Source organism: Lutimaribacter pacificus, assembly GCF_900142185.1.
Lineage (GTDB): Bacteria > Pseudomonadota > Alphaproteobacteria > Rhodobacterales > Rhodobacteraceae > Lutimaribacter > Lutimaribacter pacificus.
This window is the reverse complement of record NZ_FQZZ01000016.1, coordinates 1-16,406: the sequence shown is the minus strand read 5'-3', so window position 1 is coordinate 16,406 and position 16,406 is coordinate 1. Positions and strand designations below refer to the sequence as shown.

Genomic DNA, 16,406 nt, shown 5'->3' with positions numbered 1-16,406 from the left:
TTTCGATTCCCATTGCAATAGCTACGTGTGTCCGTCCCGACCTTACTGCGCCCGCGACCCCCCCTCAAGCGATTGCGCTGCGTCGAACAGTCCGCAGGTCGCGGCCAGCATATCCTCCATCGTCGGGCTGTCCGCGATGCGCATCGCGGCGTGCGGAACCGATGCCGCCCGCGCCGCGGCCTCGCTGATCGCCGCGATGTAAAGCGGCGCCCGCCCGCTGTGCTGGCGCGCGAATTCCGCCGCGCTGCGCGGGGAAAACAGCGGCACGACAACCGCGCCATCGCCCGCCAGCAGCGCCTTTGCCCCGGCCGAAAGCGGTTGCGCCACCTGGTCGTACACCACCGCCGCGCGCGCGATCAGGCCCATCGCCTGCAGGCTGCCCACCAGGTCGCCGGCGCTGTGCGCGCCGCGAATGTGCAGCAGCGGCCGGTCGGGCGGTTCCCTGCCGATCAGCGCCAGCAGGTCGCGCAGATCTCCGCCGGCCGACCGCGCGGCGATCCCGGCCGCCTCGGCCGCCTCGGCCGTGGCATCGCCCACGCACAGGCAAGTCAGACCCTGTTTCGGCCCGAAACCGCGAAACTCGACACCGTTGCGCGAGGTGAAGATCAGGACCGGATCGTCCGACAGGTCGGGCACCGCGCCCGTGCCCTCGATCCGCAGGATGGGCGAGGTCACGATCCCGACCGGGCCCAGCACATCGCGCAGCGCCCCGGCAAAGCGGGCCGAACCCTCGTCGGGGCGGGTCAGAAGGATCGTGGGCATCATGGGCCACCGGGATTGTTCCAGACAGGTTCCGGTGTTACCTGCCAGGGGTTGAAACCGCAACGGGGCCAAGATGCGCACCCTGACCATTCTCGGGCTGGAAAGCAGCTGCGACGATACCGCCGCCGCCATCCTGCGGCAGACGGGCGATGACGCGCCCGAAATCCTGTCGTCGGTGGTGATGGGCCAGAACGACCTGCACGCCGATTTCGGCGGCGTCGTGCCCGAAATCGCCGCCCGCGCCCATGCCGAGCGGCTGGATATCTGCGTGCGCCGCGCGCTGGATCGGGCCGGGCTGTCGCTGGACGGCATCGACGCCGTCGCCGTCACCGCCGGGCCGGGGCTGATCGGCGGCGTGATCTCGGGCGTGATGTGCGCCAAGGGGATCGCCGCGGGCGCCGGCCTGCCGCTGATCGGCGTCAACCACCTGGCCGGCCACGCGCTGACGCCCCGGCTGACCGATTGCGCCGCGTTCCCCTATCTCATGCTGCTCGTGTCGGGCGGGCATTGCCAGTTCCTGATCGTCCACGGGGTCGAGGAGTTCACCCGCCTCGGCGGCACCATCGACGACGCCCCGGGCGAGGCGTTCGACAAGACCGCCCGCCTGCTGGGCCTGCCGCAACCCGGCGGTCCCAGCGTCGAGGCCGAAGCGAAATCCGGTGACCCCGCCCGCTTTGCCTTTCCCCGCCCGATGCTCGACCGGCCGGGCTGCGACATGTCCTATTCCGGGCTCAAGACCGCGCTGTTGCGCGCCCGCGACGCGGTTGTCGCGGAAAAGGGCGGGCTGACGCGCGCCGACCGGGCCGATCTCTGCGCCGGGTTCCAGGCGGCGGTCGTCGACGTGCTGGCCGAGAAAAGCCGCCGCGCGCTTGCGGCCTACATGGCGGAAAACCCCACGCAGCCGCTGCTGGCCGTGGCCGGTGGCGTGGCCGCGAACCAGGCCATTCGCGCGGGGTTAGAGACGGCCTGCGCCGAAACCGGCGTGCAGTTCACCGCGCCGCCCCTGTGGCTGTGCACCGACAATGCCGCGATGATCGCCAATGCGGGGCTGGCGCTTTTCCGCAAAGGCCGCAAGGATGACATGACACTGGCCGCGCGCCCGCGCTGGCCGCTTGACCGGCACAGCCCGGCGCTTTTGGGCGGGGGAAAGAAAGGGGCCAAGGCATGATCTGTGTAGCAGGGGCCGGCGCGTTCGGCACGGCATTGGCGATCTCGCTGGCGGCCAATGGCCCGGTGACCCTGTGGGCGCGCGACCCGGCCCATGCCGACGAGATGCGCAAGACCCGCGAAAACGCCCGCCGCCTGCCCGGTATCACCCTGCCCGACGCGATTGGTATCGCCACCGATTTCGACACTGTTTCACCCGGACTCCCCGTTCTTCTGGCCGTTCCGATGCAGCAGTTGCGCGGCATGGCCGAAACCCACGCCGCCGCTTTGCAGGATCATCCGCTGGTCGCCTGCTGCAAGGGGATCGAGCTGAAGACCGGGCAGGGCCCCACCGCGATCCTGTCCTCTGTCCTGCCCGGTGCGCATAGCGCGATCCTGACCGGCCCCAGCTTTGCCGCCGACATAGCCCGTGGCCTGCCCACCGCCCTGACGCTGGCCTGCGCCGATCCCGACATGGGCGAAACCCTGCAAGAGGCGCTGTCGACCCCCGCGTTGCGGCTCTATCGCACCACAGATACCGTCGGCGCCGAACTGGGCGGCGCGCTCAAGAACGTGATCGCCATCGCCGCCGGCGCGGTGATGGGCGCGGGCCTTGGCGACAGCGCCCGCGCCGCCCTGATGACCCGCGGCTATGCCGAGATGACCCGCCTTGCCGTGGCGATGGGCGCGCGGCCCGAAACGCTGGCCGGGCTGTCCGGTTTCGGCGATCTGGTGCTGACCTGCACCGGCGCGCAATCGCGCAACTACCGCTTCGGTCACGCGCTGGGCGCGGGCGCCGATTTCGACCCGACCATTACCGTCGAAGGCGCCGCAACCGCCCGTGCCGCCCTGTCCCGCGCGCATGAGGCCGGTGTCGACCTGCCGATCACCGCCGCCGTGGTCGCGCTGCTTGACGGCTCGGTCTCGGTTCTGCAAGTCATGGACAGGCTGCTGTCACGCCCATTGAAGGAAGAATAGATGCTCATTGCCCTGATCGCCCGCGACAAACCCGGCGCACTGGAAACCCGCCTCGCCAACCGCGAGGCGCACCTGGCCTATGCCGCCGACAGCGGCGTGACGCTGAAATTCGGCGGCCCCTTCATCGACGCCGATGGCAACATGTGCGGCTCTCTTCTGGTCATGGAGGTCGCCGACATGGCCGAGGCCGAGGATTTCGCCGCGAACGATCCCTATGCCAGGGCCGGCCTGTTCCAGTCGGTCGAACTGATCGAATGGAAGCAGACGGTCGGCTGACCCGCTCGAAAGGACATCCCATGCGCTACTGGCTTTTCAAATCCGAACCCGACACCTGGGGCTGGAACGATCAGCTCGCCAAGGGCGACAAGGGCGAGGAATGGGATGGCGTCCGCAACTACCAGGCCCGCAACTTCATGCGCGAGATGGAGATCGGCGACCGCGGCTTTTTCTACCACAGCCAGAAAGACAAGGCCGTGGTCGGCATCGTCGAGGTCATCGCAAAGGCCCACCCCGACAGCACCACCGACGATCCCCGCTGGGAATGCGTGGATATCAAGGCGGTGCGCCCGGTCGAAACGCCCGTGACGCTGGAACAGATCAAATCCGATCCAAGGCTTTCCGACATGGTGCTGGTCCGCAACTCCCGCCTCTCGGTCCAGCCGGTAACGGAAGAGGAATGGCGGATCGTGTGCGAGATGGCGGGGGTAGGGGATTAGGCTCTGTTTCGGCGCAAATGGCGTCGAAAACCGCTTCGCGCCACTCGCGTGAAAACATGCACCCGGTATGACGCCGCGCTGCGGCCAGAAGGTATCGGAGTTGTTGGATCAAGTATTTCGAAGCTTGACGGATCTTCGGTCTGCCTTCGGGATCGCTCAGATCCGGGCTGACGGTTTTTCGCGAACCGGATGGACGGGAGGCCGTGATTTGAAACGGTCGTTATCGCAAGGATGAAGCCCATGTCTCGAAATCCTTGAACAACCTCCGCAGCCCTTCCTCCGAGATTACCCAGTCGGCCTTGGACTCTTTGAACCAAAGGGACTCAATATCTGCATCCTTGTCATTGAGCACGCACCTGAAATAGACGACGAGTTCGTTTATGGCCCGATCCCCGTATCCTTGCCGGAAACCCTCGTAAATTTCGTGACGGGCGAGCGGCTCCTCTGACGCCCAGCCCGGATGGGCAAGCTCCAGGTCTTGATGAAACTGCAACGTGAAATCATGGAAGGCCTGGGGCGGTTTCACTTCAGTCGTTCCTTGGATACGAAGTAATGATGATGAATCCGTTCGGCATGTCCGGGCATCCTTCGAATGGCCGCCCCCGCCCGTTTCGCAAATGGATTGAGTGTCTCCAGGACTCCCCCCAAAAACCGCGCGGTTTCACCCTCAAACCGCGCGGAATCCGCATGTTTACCCACCCCATAAATATACCGGCATACGAAACGGAGGGTCCGGGGACGCCCCGGAACCCTCCGCCACCCCACGTGCTCCCTACGCACCACACGTGATCCTGGAATAAGGGTCCGGCCGTCCTGCCCGGATGCCTGTTTCTACCGCGAAACGGGCGGTGGGGCCAAAGGAAAACTCTTGAAAATAAGGGATAAAACGAAAACGCCCGCCACATGGGCGGGCGTTTCACGCACTATCGGGCGGCTCAGCCGTAGACCGACTCCTTGCCGAAATGCTTGGTCAGCATGTAGTAGACGACGGCGCGGTACTTGTTGCGTTCGGACCGGCCGTAGGTGTCGATCACGCTGTTGATCGCATCCATCAGCGCAGGGCTGTCGGCAAGGCCCAACTTCTTGATAAGAAAGTTGTTTTTGACGGTTTCCAACTCGCCTTCCTGCGTTGCTGCAACGGTCGAGGCGTCGTCGTTGTAGATCGCCGGGCCGCAGCCGATCGTGACCTTGGTCAGCAGGTCCATGTCGGGCGCCATCCCGCATTTGGTCCGCAGATCGTCGGCATATTTGGCGATCAGCTCGTCACGTTTTCCCATTCTTCCAAAACTCCCTAAAAGGCGGGCATCCCGCTGTCCATCCTACTGAACCATCATCCCAGGCTCTGGCCGCAGGTTACCCATTCGGCCCACGTTGACAAAGAGAAAATCGGTCGCACATTCCCCCCGCCTGCCACCGGGACGCGAAAATGCCTTCCGCCGGGGCGACGGAAGGCATCGTTCGGGCAGATGGATGCGGCAGGGATCACCCGTCGGTGTTCTCTTCCTCTTCCAGCGTCTCTTCCTCGTCGGCCGTGGGGGTATCGGTCCCCTCGGTGGCTGCACCGTCGTCCGTGGTGGGCTGGTCGGCGGCGGTGCCATCGTCGGTTGCAGTCCCGTCGTCGGTTGCGGGGGCATCGGTCCCCTCGCTGGCTGCGCCGTCGTCCGCGGTGGAGTCGTCAGTGGCAGTCCCATCATCGGTCGCGGTCCCGTCATCGGTCATGGTGCCGTCATCGGTGGCCGTCCCGTCGTCGGTGGCGGTTCCGTCCGTGCTGTCGCCCATGGCGTCGTCGGTGTCGCTGGTCGCGTCGTCGGCGGGATCGCTCGCGGCGCCCGGCTCGGCTTCGGCCTGCATCAGGGAAGAAACCGGCGTTTCGTCGGGCAGGCTCTCCACCTCGGATTCATCGAATTCCGGTTGCGCCTTCAGGGTTTCCTTGTCCGTCGCCAGGACAAAGACGTTGCCTTCCGGGTCCAGCTCGAAATCCTCCAGCGGCAGGGCCACGGTGTATTCACCGAGTCCCAGGAACCCGCCGATCCCGATCACGGCGGCCGCACCGTCGGGGCGACTGATCACATAGTCGATATCGCCGATGGTCTCGCCCTGGGGATCGACCGCGCTCATGCCCAGCACGTCCCCCACCGTCATCTGGTCGATGCTGGTGAATTCGGGGGCGGGCGCAACCATGCCGGCATCTCCCTCGACGCCGGTTCCCATGCCGTCATCGGTGCCCGTTGTCGACTGGGCCGCTGCCGCACTCGCCAGCAGGGCGGCGGTACCGGCGCTCATCAAAAGGGTTCTGAGAGTCATCTTGCATCTCCTTCTTCTTCGTTGACAGGTCGATGCAAATGAAATGCGCCGGCCCGGCGGGGGTTTCCGCCGGGCCGGGATTCGGGCCGGAATGGGCCGGACTTTGCCGAACGGGCCCTTTACTGCTGGCCGGTTCCCGCTCAGTAGCGATAATGTTCGGGTTTGAACGGGCCCTCGGGCGTCACGCCGATATAGTCGGCCTGCTCGGCGCTCAGCCGGCTCAGGCGCACGCCGATCCGGTCCAGATGCAGGCGGGCGACTTTCTCGTCCAGGTGCTTGGGCAGGATATAGACCTTGTTGTCGTATTGCTCGCCCTTGGTCCAAAGTTCGATCTGCGCCAGCACCTGGTTGGTGAACGATGCCGACATCACGAAGGACGGGTGGCCGGTGGCGTTGCCCAGGTTCAGCAGGCGGCCTTCGGACAGCAGGATGATGCGGTTGCCGTTCGGCATCTCGATCATGTCCACCTGGTCCTTGATGTTGGTCCATTTGTGGTTCTTGAGCTGCGCAACCTGAATTTCATTGTCGAAATGGCCGATATTGCCGACGATGGCCATGTCCTTCATCTCGCGCATATGCTCGATACGGATCACGTCCTTGTTGCCGGTGGTGGTGATGAAGATGTCGGCCGTCGCAACCGCGTCTTCCAGCGTCACCACCTCGAACCCGTCCATCGCGGCCTGCAGCGCGCAGATCGGGTCGATCTCGGTCACTTTCACCCGCGCACCGGCACCGCGCAGCGACGCGGCCGAGCCCTTGCCGACATCGCCGTAACCGCAGACCACGGCGACCTTGCCGGCCATCATCGTGTCGGTGGCACGGCGGATGCCGTCGACCAGCGATTCCTTGCAGCCGTATTTATTGTCGAATTTCGACTTGGTCACGCTGTCGTTGACGTTGATCGCGGGGAAGGGCAGGTGGCCCTTTTCCATCATCTTGTAGAGGCGATGCACCCCGGTGGTGGTTTCCTCGGACACGCCCCGGATCATGTGCCGCTGCTTGATGAACCAGCCGGGTGCTTCGGCAATCCGCTTGCGGATCTGGGCGAACAGGTATTCCTCTTCCTCGCTGGTGGGCACGGCGATCAGGTCGTCCTCGCCTTCCTCGACGCGGGCGCCCATCAGGATATAGAGCGTCGCATCCCCGCCATCGTCCAGGATCATGTTGGCGCCGCCCTCGGCGAACTGGAAGATCTGGTCGGTATAGCTCCAGTATTCCTCCAGCGTTTCGCCCTTGACGGCAAAGACCGGGGTGCCGCCCGCGGCGATCGCGGCGGCGGCGTGGTCCTGCGTGGAAAAGATGTTGCACGAGGCCCAGCGCACATCGGCGCCCAGCGCCACCAGCGTTTCGATCAGCACCGCGGTCTGGATGGTCATGTGCAGAGATCCGGCAATGCGCGCGCCTTTCAGCGGCTTTGCCTCGCCATATTCCGCGCGCAGGGCCATCAGCCCCGGCATTTCGGTTTCGGCGATGTCCAGTTCCTTGCGGCCGAAATCGGCCAGGCTGATATCCTTGACGACGTAATCCTGAGTCACGGGGAAAGCTCCATATATATTTGGCGCAGCACGTAGCATGCGGGGTGGGGCAGGGCAACGCTGCGCGGTTTACAGGGCCCGGTTGCCCGGCTAGTCAGGCGCTATCTGCCCGATCGAAGGACGATTGTTTCCGATGAAGCCCCCACGCGCATGGCAACGGATGCTGTCGGGCCGCAGGCTCGACCTGCTGGACCCGACACCGATGGATATCGAGATCGAGGATATCGCCCACGGCCTTGCCTTCGTGGCGCGCTGGAACGGGCAGACGGTGGGCGACTATGCCTATTCGGTGGCCGAGCATTCGCTGCTGGTCGAAGAATTGTTTGCCCGCCTCGTCCCGAACGCCAGCCCGGACGCGCGCCTGACCGCGCTGCTGCACGATGCGCCGGAATACGTGATCGGCGACATGATTTCGCCGGTCAAGGCAGCCGTGGGGCCGGAATACGAAAAGCTGGACAAGCGTCTTTCGGCGGCGATCCATATCCGGTTCGGCCTGCCTGCGGTGACACCGGCCAGATTGAAGAAACAGATCAAGCAGGCCGACCGCATCAGCGCCTGGATGGAGGCGACGCAGATCGCCGGGTTCGCCGAAGCCGAGGCAAGCCGCTTTTTCGGACGGCCCGCGCCCGGGCTGATCGCGGGCCTGTCGATCCGCCTGCGCCCGCCGGTCGCGGTGCGCGCGGATTACACCGCCCGCCATCATGCGCTGCTGGGGCAGATCGGATAACCCGTGCCGTGCCGGCCCAGGCTCAGGCCGATTTCGTTTCGCCGGTGTCCTGCAACATGTTCCACGGCCATCGCGGCAGAGTGCGGATCTGTTCCCGCATCCAGGCATGTCCCTTGTCGAGCTGGTGGCGGCGATGCCAGATCATCAGCACATGGTCGGGTTCGACCACGAAGGGCAGTTTCGCCTCGATCATCTCGGCCTTCTGGCAAAGCGAGTTGGCCAGCGCGCTTGTGACCGTGGCCACCAGCGGGCTGTCGGGAATGAACTCGGTCAGGACCGAACTGTGCGGCAGGGTCAGGACGATCCGGCATTGCCCGGCATCGTCGCCAAGGGCCTTGTCGATCGGGTGCCGTATCCCGACGGTGACGCGGGGCCAGATGCGCACATGCTGCAGCGACAGGTACAGGTCGTAGGGTATCACGCTTCCGGGGGTCACGCCGATTTCGCGCGCGTATTTCGCGCACAGAATGGCCGAAAACCCGGTATCGGCGATATGCTCGCGCACGAAGCGGTCGGATATCTCGGCCCGCCCGAGCGCGAAATCGGCGGTGCCGAACTCCAGCAGGTTCTCGTACTGCTCCCACGGTGCTTCCATGACCCTGAGATTTATGTTCGGGGCCGCCTCGCGCAGGATTCGCATCAGAGCCGCGACATAGGTTGCCGCGCCGACATCGGTGGCAAGGACGGTAAACCGCCGGTCGGACGTGACGGGATCGAACGACATGTTCTGCACGATCGAGCTTGTGATCCCCATGAGGCCACGCTGCACCGGCTCGGCGATCGAGCGGGCAAAGACGGTCGGTTCCATCCCGTCGCGGGTGCGCACGAAAAGCTGGTCGCCCAGTGTCGTGCGCAGCCGGTTCAGCGCGTTCGAGGTTGCCGGCTGGCTGAGGTTCAGCCTTTCGGCAGCGCGTGACACGCTTCCTTCCTGATAGATCGCGTCAAAGACCTTCAGAAGGTTGAAATCCAGATGATCAAGACCGTTCAATGCCTTGCTGCCTGCTCCAGGAAAGAGATGGGTGATCTCATTTCGGTTTTGGTTTGCCTGTCGGAGTCCGCAGAGACCGGATGGCCCGAAAAAACCAGCCGCACTGTATCCGAGGCCGCCTTGCCGCGCAAGCAACCTTGGCCCGGACGGGTGCCGCCCGCCGGGGGCGGTCTGCCGCGTTCCAGCGGGCGGGGCGGGTTGGCGGGCGCGGCAAGGTCAGGAATCCTCAAATTGAGAGCATGAATATAATATCCGATAATAATAAATTTGCATGAATAAATGCGGCGAAGGATAAATCGCGAGGTTGGAGGATTCAGGGAGGATAGCACGATGAACACGCAAACTGCGGTCACGTCGGAAAGCGGCGTCTGCGATGCCATTGTCATTGGCGCGGGCATGGGTGGCCTTGGCGCCGCGGCGCAATTGCAGGATGATGGCCTTGAACGGGTCGTGGTGCTTGAAAAGGCAAGCGACCTGGGCGGGGTCTGGCGCGACAACACCTATCCGAACGTCGCATGTGACACGCCCATCGACATCTACACCTACAGTTTCTTTCCGGGCCGTCACTGGTCGACCAACTTCGCGCCGGGCAGCGAGATCGTGCATTACCTGCGTGAATTCGCATCCGCGCATGACGTGGAAAAGCTGATCACTTTCGATACCGAGGTTCGCGGCTGCGTCTGGAACGACAAGGACGGTGTCTGGGACATCACGTCGGTCGATGGCCGCAGCTGGCGGGCGCGCTTCGTGGTGTGGTCCGGCGGTGTCCTGTCGCAACCCCTGGTGCCGGACCTTCCGGGGATGGACACGTTCGCGGGTGAGATGTTCCACACCGCGAAATGGCCCAAGGACCTGAACCTTGAGGGCAAGACGGTTGCCGTGGTCGGCGGCGGCGCCTCGGCGATCCAGGTGGTGCCCTTTGTGGCCGAGACCGCGGAAAAGGCGTATTCCTTCATTCGCACCCCGTCCTACGTGATGCCGCGCCCCGAGGAATTCTATTCCGAAGAACAGCGGGCCGACCCGGAATTCGCAAACCAGCAAAAGGCACGCCGCGAGGCATGGATGGAGCGGTTCGAATTCGTCACGAAATCCAGGTTCCCGATGGATCTGGAAGTTGTCCTGGAACAGGAAGCCGAGTGGCAAAAGCAGTTCGACAAATACATAACCGACCCGCATCTGCGTAAGATCCTGACGCCGGATTACCGGTTCGGATGCAAGCGGCCGCTGTTCAGCAACGCGTATTACCAGGCCATGAACAACCCTAGCCTGACCGCCATCGGCGACGGTATTTCCGAGGTGTTCGAGGGCGGCCTGATCGACAATCACGGCAACCGGTATTCCGTCGATGTGATCATCTGGGCCACCGGCTTCGATCCCGCGCATATGATGGGGCCGCTGGACGTGGTAGGGCGCGATGGCCGCCATCTGTCCGACCTTTGGGTAGACATTCCCAGCGCTTATTACGGCACGCTGGTAAAGGGCTTTCCGAACTTCTTTCTCATGGGCGGGCCCAATGCCGGCGGTGCATCGCAATCGGCCTTTTTCGAAAGCCAGCTCTGGCTGATTTCCGAAGCCATAAGAAAGGCAGGCGAGGCGGACAGGACCGTCGTCGAAGTGTCCGGCGAGGTGCATGACCGGTTCAACGAGAGGGTTCAGGAGATGGCCAGCGAAAGCGTCCTGATCCGCGGCAATTGCGTGTCGTTCTACCTGAGCGACAAGACCGGGGGCGTGTTCACCCACTGGCCTGCCACGATCGAGAAATTCGAGGACGGTGTCAGGAAGGAAGCGGCCGAAACACTGACCTACGGATGCGCATCGCCCGCCTATACCTGACGGCGCGATCCCGTGTAACCTGTTCATCGCAACGCAAAAGGATGGGCTGTTTTTCCGTCACGGCGGACTTCGGCGGCCCGGCAAATCACATCCAGGGAGGATTGTCATGAAACTCGTGCGATACGGCGAACCGGGCAAGGAAAAACCCGGCCTGGTGGATCGGGATGGCGGCATTCGTGACCTGAGCGCCGAGATCGCCGATATCGACGGCACGACCATCGACCCCGAACAGCTTGTAAAGCTGGCCGCGCTCGACCCGCAAAGCCTGCCACAGGTGGCGCCCGATACGCGGCTGGGGCCTTGCGTGAACCATGTGGGCAATTTCATTGCGGTGGGGTTGAACTATGCGGATCACGCTGCCGAAAGCGGTATGCCGGTGCCGGATGAGCCCGTGCTGTTCAACAAGGCGCCTTCGTGCATCGTCGGGCCGAACGACGATGTCCTTATCCCGCCGGGATCGGAAAAGACCGACTGGGAGGTCGAGCTTGCCGTGGTCATCGGCCGGAAAGCCGCTTACGTCAGCGAGGCCGAGGCCCTCGATTACGTGGCCGGATATTGCGTCTGCAACGACGTGTCGGAACGCAATTACCAGCTGGAACGGGGCGGCAACTGGACCAAGGGCAAGGGATGCCCGACCTTCGGTCCGCTCGGGCCATGGCTGGTCACGAAGGACGAGATCGACGTCAGCGACCTGTCGATGACGCTGTCGGTGGACGGTGAGGTGGTTCAGGACGGGTCCACCAGGACCATGATCTTCAAGGTGCCGTTCATCGTGCACTACATCTCGCAATTCATGCTGCTGATGCCCGGCGACGTGATCACCACGGGCACCCCGCCCGGCGTCGGCATGGGGTTCACCCCGCCGCGTTATCTGCGGGGTGGCGAAATGATGGAGCTTTCGATCGAAGGCCTGGGAACCCAGCGCCAGCTGGTGCGCCCGACATAGGGAAATCGCAATGAACCGGATTGATCTGAAGGACCGTGCCGTCGTGATCACGGGGGGTGCCCAGGGCATCGGTTACGCTATCGGCGAGCGTGTCGTGGCGTCGGGCGGTGTCGTCGTTGTCTGGGATCTGAACGGGGACAAGGCGCGTGACGCCGCGGCGCGGCTTTCATCCGCTTCGTTGGGAATGGGCGTGGATGTCACGGATATCGACGCGGTATCCGAAGCCGCGGCCGAGCTTGACCGCACGCTTGGCCGTGTCGACGGGCTGGTGAATTGCGCGGGCATCACCGGCCCGGTCAGGCCGACCGTCGAATACCTGGCCGAGGACTGGCAAAAGGTCATCGACGTGAACCTGAACGGCACGTTCAACACCTGCCGCCACATCCTGCCGATCATGCTGAAGAACGATTACGGCCGTGTCGTCAACGTTTCGTCGGTTGCGGGGAAAGAGGGCAATCCGAACATCGCGGCCTACAGCGCCGCGAAAGCGGGCATCCTTGGTTTCACCAAATCGCTGGGCAAGGAGCTTGCCAGGACCGGGGTCGCCGTCAACGCGATCACCCCCGGTACCGCGGACACGCCGATCCTGGACGGGCTGACGCCCGAGTTCATCGACTACATGCGCGTCCGTATCCCCCGCGAACGTTTCGTGGATGTCACGGAAATCGCTGCCATGGTCGCCTGGCTGCTTTCCGAGGAAAATTCGTTCACCACCGCCGCCACTTTCGATCTCAGCGGCGGGCGGACCACCTATTAGGCGCCGGCCTTGCCGGATCGTCACCCAGTTCAGGGCACTGAAATGTCCCAGCTTCTTACCATCGCCGACCTGAAGGAACGTGCCCGGCGGCGCGTGCCGAAGATGTTTTTCGACTATGCCGATTCCGGCTCGTGGACCGAGGGCACCTATCGCGCCAACGAAGAGGATTTCGCCGCCATCAAGCTGCGGCAACGGGTGCTGGTCGATATGAGCGACCGGTCGCTAGAAACCACGATGATCGGCGAAAAGGTGTCGATGCCTGTGGCGCTGGCGCCCACCGGGCTGACGGGGATGCAGCACGCCGATGGCGAGATGCTGGCCGCGCAGGCGGCCGAAGCGTTCGGCATACCGTTCACGCTGTCGACGATGAGCATCTGTTCGATCGAGGATGTGGCCTCGGTGACGACAAGGCCGTTCTGGTTCCAGCTTTACGTGATGCGCGATCATGATTTCGTGCGCAGCCTGATCGACCGGGCCAGGGCGGCGAGATGCTCGGCCCTTGTGCTGACGGCGGATTTGCAGATCGTCGGGCAGCGCCACAAGGATCTTCGCAACGGCCTGTCGGCCCCACCGCGGCTGACCGCGGCCAACCTGTTCGACATGGCGCGGCGGCCGCGGTGGAGCATGGCGATGCTGCGCACGCAGCGGCGGACGTTTCGCAACGTTGTCGGCCATGCCAAGGGGGTGGGCGATCTGTCGGCGCTGGCCGCCTGGACCAATGCGCAGTTCGATCCGCGACTGTCCTGGGACGATGTCGCCTGGATCAAGGAGTATTGGGGCGGCAAGCTGATCATCAAGGGTATCCTTGACGAAGAGGATGCAAGGCACGCGGCGGAAAGCGGTGCCGATGCCATCGTCGTTTCGAACCATGGCGGCCGGCAGCTTGACGGCGCGCCATCGACCATTTCGATGCTGCCCCGGATCGTCGAGGCGGTGGATGGCCGGACCGAGGTTCACCTCGATGGCGGTATCCGTTCCGGTCAGGACGTGCTCAAGGCCGTGGCGCTGGGCGCGCAGGGCACCTTTATCGGCAGGCCGTTCCTGTACGGGCTTGGCGCGATGGGGCAGGACGGCGTCACGCTTGCGCTGGAGATCATCCGCAAGGAGCTGGACGCGACCATGGCGCTGTGCGGCAAGCGGCTGATTTCCGACATCGACCGATCGGTGCTGGCACAGTAGCGATATCCGGCCTGTTGCCGTGGGATAGAGTCGAATCCAGCCACGCCCCGGCGTGCCCCGGTTTCATCGCAGCGATGATTTTTCCCGTCTTTTCCCTCCGCACCAGGAGGGAAATCGCGGTTTGCACTACATTCCACCCTGCCGGCAAAGTTCGGCGGGCCATTGAAACCAGTAATCTTCAAACAAAATTAGATACCTATAGGATATTTGAATCATCAATAATTACTGGCCAGATAAAGAATTTGTAAATGATTGGGTGATCGGCAAAATCCTTGGTGGAGACGCAATCAGTTCGATTTGCGAAGGGAGGAAGAAAGGCCACAAGGCTTCGCCGAACAGCATGGCTGCACATGGGCAGAGGAGGTGCCCCGCCATGTCCGCGCCGGCGAAAACGAACTTGCCAGATTTGTCGCGCACGGTGCCATGCCCGGTAGATTGACCGGCGTTCCCCGGGTTGCAGCCTCAGATGTCATCTGAATCAGAACAGGGAGAGTAGATTATGCTTAAATTCTGTACCGCTTCGGTCCTGGCGTGCGCCGTTGCGCTTCCGGCCGGTGCCGTCGAACTGCAATATTCGCTGCCATTCAACGACGCGAACGAGTTTACGCGCATCGGCGTGGACTGGACCGAACGGGTCGCGGCGGCGACCGATGGCGAGGTCGTGTTCAAACCCATGAGCAATTCGGCGCTGGTCTCGGTCCCCGAGTCGCTGGACGCCGTGTCCGACGGTGTCGTGCCCTCGGTGCAGGCGGTGGCGTCGGCAATGGCAAGCGTCATCCCGGCCTTCAGCTATCTCGAAATGTCGATGAGCGTTCCGGTCGATCACGCCGAAGAGGTCATGGGCAAGATATACCCGGACGTCGAAAAACTGCTTGAACCCTTCGACGTCAAGGTTCTGTGGATGATGCCGGCCTTTGGCGGCGGCGTCGCCTGCAAGGAGGATTACATCAAGGACCCCGCCGATCTGTCGGGCCTGAAGGTGCGCGTTGCGGGCCGCTGGCAGGCAAAGCAGTCGCAGGCCATGGGCGCGCTTCCGGTAAGCCTGCCGGGCTCGGACATCTACACGGCGTTGCAGAATGGCACGATCGACTGCACCCAGACCGCGACCTCGATCTATGTCAGCAGCTCGTTGTACGAGGTCGCGCCGTATTACTACGATTACAGCTGGGCCGGTCAGGCGCTGATCACGATCGTGGGCAACGATGCCTGGAACCGGCTGACCGACGAACAGAAACAGGCGGTCGAGAAAGTTTCGCAAGAGATGACCGGCGAAGGCACGAAACGGCTGTACGAAAAGAACCAGGAAGAGATTGCCGCGATCAAGGAGCAGGCGAATTACACCGAGGTGGATTCGCAGGTTTTGCTTGAGCGATGGGACCCGATCTTCAAGGAAGCGATGGCCGAGGTGCCCGAGGACGACCAGACCGGCAGGCATTTCGTGGAAACGCTCTATTCCTACACCCAGTAAGACGAGACCCAAGCGAAGGGGGTTCCTTCGGGGCTCCCTTCTTCCCCGTCGGGTAAACTGGCAGAGTCGGCGAAGGCCCGCTCTGCCTTTTTTATTGGTGCAAGAGGGGCAATCTGCCCTCGTCACCCTGGCCTCGCAACTGTCAGGTTCCGCGCGGGGCGCGAAGGTCAGCCCGTCCAGCCACCGTCGATCACATGCGCCTGGCCCGTGGTAAACGCCGACTCGTCGGAGGCCAGGTATACCGTCAGCGCGGCGATCTCTTCGGGGGTTGCCAGCCGCCCCATCGGCTGCCGTTCGACGAAGGCTTTTCTTGCTGCCTCGTAATTGCCGGTCGCCTTCATGCGGGTGTGCAGCGAGGGCGTTTCGACCGTGCCGGGGCAGATCGCATTGCAACGGATTCCACGCGCAACAAAGTCCTTGGCGACCGATTTGGTCAGCCCGATCACCGCCGCCTTGGTCGTGCCGTAGACAAAACGGTTCGGCGCGCCCACGACGCTTGAGGCGACCGAAGCCATGTTGATGATCGACCCGCTGCCGCGTTCCAGCATCCCGGGCAGCGCGGCGCGGATCGTGTGAAACATCGAGCGCACGTTCAGGTCGAAGGCAAAGTCCCACATGGCATCGGTCGCGTCGAGGATCGTGCCGTCGTCGACATGGCCGGCGCAGTTGAACAGCACGTCCGGCTGCGACCTGCCGACAGCTTCTTCGACGGCATCCCTGTTCATCACGTCCAGCGTGAAAATCTCGATCCCCGGAACGTCCTCCTCCGCGAGACGCGCGAGCGCCTCTTCGTTGACATCCGTGGCAAAGACCTGCGCCCCCTCACGGGCATAGGCAAGCGCGCTTGCCCGGCCAATTCCCTGCCCCGCCGCCGTGATCAGGGCGCGTTTTCCGTGCAATCGTCCGGTCATGTAATCCCCACCCTGCCGGTTCCCGCAACAGCCGGGCCTGGCACATCCAGACCGACGATGATGTCAACGGCGGAGTAAAATTCGGCCATTGTGGCGGAGCAAAAGTCGGCCAGTTTGGGGCGAGCGCCTTGGAGCGTGCGGCCCTCATATAGCAAG

The 16,406-nt window shown here is 63.5% G+C and carries 17 protein-coding genes; 10 read left to right on the top strand and 7 right to left on the bottom strand.

Features of this window, described 5'->3' with window-relative positions; genetic code table 11:
• Positions 1-42: 42 nt before the first annotated feature.
• Positions 43-762, bottom strand: a complete 720-nt coding sequence (locus tag F3H87_RS21020) for a uroporphyrinogen-III synthase (protein ID WP_223228163.1) — start codon at positions 760-762, stop codon at positions 43-45.
• A gap of 73 nt (positions 763-835) precedes the next feature.
• On the opposite strand from F3H87_RS21020, the gene tsaD reads away from it, so the two are divergent.
• The 4 genes from tsaD to F3H87_RS21000 are packed head-to-tail and all read left to right on the top strand — an operon-like array spanning position 836 to position 3,602.
• Positions 836-1,930 (top strand): tRNA (adenosine(37)-N6)-threonylcarbamoyltransferase complex transferase subunit TsaD, encoded by a 1,095-nt coding sequence (gene tsaD, locus F3H87_RS21015; protein ID WP_149789421.1) that lies wholly within the window; start codon positions 836-838, stop codon positions 1,928-1,930.
• Entirely contained in the window at positions 1,927-2,886 is a 960-nt protein-coding gene (locus F3H87_RS21010; RefSeq protein ID WP_149789422.1) for an NAD(P)H-dependent glycerol-3-phosphate dehydrogenase, read from the top strand. The genes tsaD and F3H87_RS21010 overlap by 4 nt, the downstream gene beginning before the upstream one ends.
• Positions 2,887-3,162, top strand: a complete 276-nt coding sequence (locus F3H87_RS21005) for a YciI family protein (protein WP_149789423.1) — start codon at positions 2,887-2,889, stop codon at positions 3,160-3,162. It abuts the gene before it with no gap.
• 20 nt (positions 3,163-3,182) lie between these two features.
• The gene (locus F3H87_RS21000; protein ID WP_149789424.1) at positions 3,183-3,602 is read left to right on the top strand and encodes an EVE domain-containing protein; all 420 of its coding nucleotides are present in this window, start codon (positions 3,183-3,185) and stop codon (positions 3,600-3,602) included.
• Between the two features lie 220 nt (positions 3,603-3,822).
• Here F3H87_RS21000 and F3H87_RS20995 read toward each other — a convergent pair whose 3' ends face one another.
• From F3H87_RS20995 to ahcY, 4 genes are all read right to left on the bottom strand, one after another.
• On the bottom strand, positions 3,823-4,128 hold the full coding sequence (locus F3H87_RS20995) for a hypothetical protein (protein ID WP_149789425.1): 306 nt from the start codon (positions 4,126-4,128) through the stop codon (positions 3,823-3,825).
• A 409-nt stretch (positions 4,129-4,537) separates the two neighbouring features.
• The gene (locus F3H87_RS20990; RefSeq protein WP_149789426.1) at positions 4,538-4,879 is read right to left on the bottom strand and encodes a DUF2853 family protein; all 342 of its coding nucleotides are present in this window, start codon (positions 4,877-4,879) and stop codon (positions 4,538-4,540) included.
• 205 nt (positions 4,880-5,084) lie between these two features.
• On the bottom strand, positions 5,085-5,906 hold the full coding sequence (locus F3H87_RS20985) for a hypothetical protein (protein WP_149789427.1): 822 nt from the start codon (positions 5,904-5,906) through the stop codon (positions 5,085-5,087).
• A 140-nt stretch (positions 5,907-6,046) separates the two neighbouring features.
• Complete coding sequence (gene ahcY, locus F3H87_RS20980; RefSeq protein ID WP_149789428.1) at positions 6,047-7,480, bottom strand: adenosylhomocysteinase; 1,434 nt, start codon at positions 7,478-7,480, stop codon at positions 6,047-6,049.
• 94 nt (positions 7,481-7,574) lie between these two features.
• On the opposite strand from ahcY, the gene F3H87_RS20975 reads away from it, so the two are divergent.
• Positions 7,575-8,168 (top strand): HD domain-containing protein, encoded by a 594-nt coding sequence (locus tag F3H87_RS20975; protein WP_149789429.1) that lies wholly within the window; start codon positions 7,575-7,577, stop codon positions 8,166-8,168.
• A 22-nt stretch (positions 8,169-8,190) separates the two neighbouring features.
• Here the strand turns inward: F3H87_RS20975 and F3H87_RS20970 are convergent, their stop codons facing one another.
• Positions 8,191-9,156, bottom strand: a complete 966-nt coding sequence (locus F3H87_RS20970; protein ID WP_188129267.1) for a LysR family transcriptional regulator — start codon at positions 9,154-9,156, stop codon at positions 8,191-8,193.
• Positions 9,157-9,486: 330 nt separating this feature from the next.
• Here F3H87_RS20970 and F3H87_RS20965 point away from each other — a divergent pair, with 330 nt between their 5' ends.
• From F3H87_RS20965 to F3H87_RS20945, 5 genes are all read left to right on the top strand, one after another.
• The gene (locus F3H87_RS20965) at positions 9,487-10,989 is read left to right on the top strand and encodes a flavin-containing monooxygenase (RefSeq protein WP_188129268.1); all 1,503 of its coding nucleotides are present in this window, start codon (positions 9,487-9,489) and stop codon (positions 10,987-10,989) included.
• 106 nt (positions 10,990-11,095) lie between these two features.
• Positions 11,096-11,935: a fumarylacetoacetate hydrolase family protein gene (locus tag F3H87_RS20960; protein WP_149789432.1), complete on the top strand. Its 840-nt coding sequence runs from the start codon at positions 11,096-11,098 to the stop codon at positions 11,933-11,935.
• A 10-nt stretch (positions 11,936-11,945) separates the two neighbouring features.
• A complete protein-coding gene (locus tag F3H87_RS20955) occupies positions 11,946-12,692 on the top strand; it encodes an SDR family NAD(P)-dependent oxidoreductase (RefSeq protein ID WP_149789433.1) in 747 nt (248 codons plus the stop codon).
• A 42-nt stretch (positions 12,693-12,734) separates the two neighbouring features.
• The gene (locus tag F3H87_RS20950; protein WP_149789434.1) at positions 12,735-13,871 is read left to right on the top strand and encodes an alpha-hydroxy acid oxidase; all 1,137 of its coding nucleotides are present in this window, start codon (positions 12,735-12,737) and stop codon (positions 13,869-13,871) included.
• Between the two features lie 499 nt (positions 13,872-14,370).
• On the top strand, positions 14,371-15,339 hold the full coding sequence (locus F3H87_RS20945) for a TRAP transporter substrate-binding protein (protein WP_149789435.1): 969 nt from the start codon (positions 14,371-14,373) through the stop codon (positions 15,337-15,339).
• Between the two features lie 167 nt (positions 15,340-15,506).
• Here F3H87_RS20945 and F3H87_RS20940 read toward each other — a convergent pair whose 3' ends face one another.
• Positions 15,507-16,250 carry an SDR family oxidoreductase gene (locus F3H87_RS20940; RefSeq protein ID WP_149789436.1) on the bottom strand — a complete coding sequence of 248 codons (744 nt, stop codon included), beginning with the start codon at positions 16,248-16,250 and terminating at the stop codon, positions 15,507-15,509.
• Positions 16,251-16,406: the final 156 nt, after the last annotated feature.

Bases quoted from the DNA above. Each gene is read 5' to 3' on its own strand.
- F3H87_RS20945 (WP_149789435.1), top strand. From the start codon at position 14,371: ATGCTTAAATTCTGTACCGCTTCGGTCCTGGCGTGCGCCGTTGCGCTT.
- F3H87_RS21000 (WP_149789424.1), top strand. From the start codon at position 3,183: ATGCGCTACTGGCTTTTCAAATCCGAACCCGACACCTGGGGCTGGAAC.
- F3H87_RS21010 (WP_149789422.1), top strand. From the start codon at position 1,927: ATGATCTGTGTAGCAGGGGCCGGCGCGTTCGGCACGGCATTGGCGATC.
- F3H87_RS20965 (WP_188129268.1), top strand. From the start codon at position 9,487: ATGAACACGCAAACTGCGGTCACGTCGGAAAGCGGCGTCTGCGATGCC.
- F3H87_RS20975 (WP_149789429.1), top strand. From the start codon at position 7,575: ATGAAGCCCCCACGCGCATGGCAACGGATGCTGTCGGGCCGCAGGCTC.
- F3H87_RS20940 (WP_149789436.1), bottom strand. From the start codon at position 16,250: ATGACCGGACGATTGCACGGAAAACGCGCCCTGATCACGGCGGCGGGG.
- tsaD (WP_149789421.1), top strand. From the start codon at position 836: ATGCGCACCCTGACCATTCTCGGGCTGGAAAGCAGCTGCGACGATACC.
- F3H87_RS20990 (WP_149789426.1), bottom strand. From the start codon at position 4,879: ATGGGAAAACGTGACGAGCTGATCGCCAAATATGCCGACGATCTGCGG.
- F3H87_RS20985 (WP_149789427.1), bottom strand. From the start codon at position 5,906: ATGACTCTCAGAACCCTTTTGATGAGCGCCGGTACCGCCGCCCTGCTG.
- F3H87_RS21020 (WP_223228163.1), bottom strand. From the start codon at position 762: ATGCCCACGATCCTTCTGACCCGCCCCGACGAGGGTTCGGCCCGCTTT.
- F3H87_RS20955 (WP_149789433.1), top strand. From the start codon at position 11,946: ATGAACCGGATTGATCTGAAGGACCGTGCCGTCGTGATCACGGGGGGT.
- F3H87_RS21005 (WP_149789423.1), top strand. From the start codon at position 2,887: ATGCTCATTGCCCTGATCGCCCGCGACAAACCCGGCGCACTGGAAACC.
- F3H87_RS20950 (WP_149789434.1), top strand. From the start codon at position 12,735: ATGTCCCAGCTTCTTACCATCGCCGACCTGAAGGAACGTGCCCGGCGG.
- ahcY (WP_149789428.1), bottom strand. From the start codon at position 7,480: ATGCTACGTGCTGCGCCAAATATATATGGAGCTTTCCCCGTGACTCAG.
- F3H87_RS20960 (WP_149789432.1), top strand. From the start codon at position 11,096: ATGAAACTCGTGCGATACGGCGAACCGGGCAAGGAAAAACCCGGCCTG.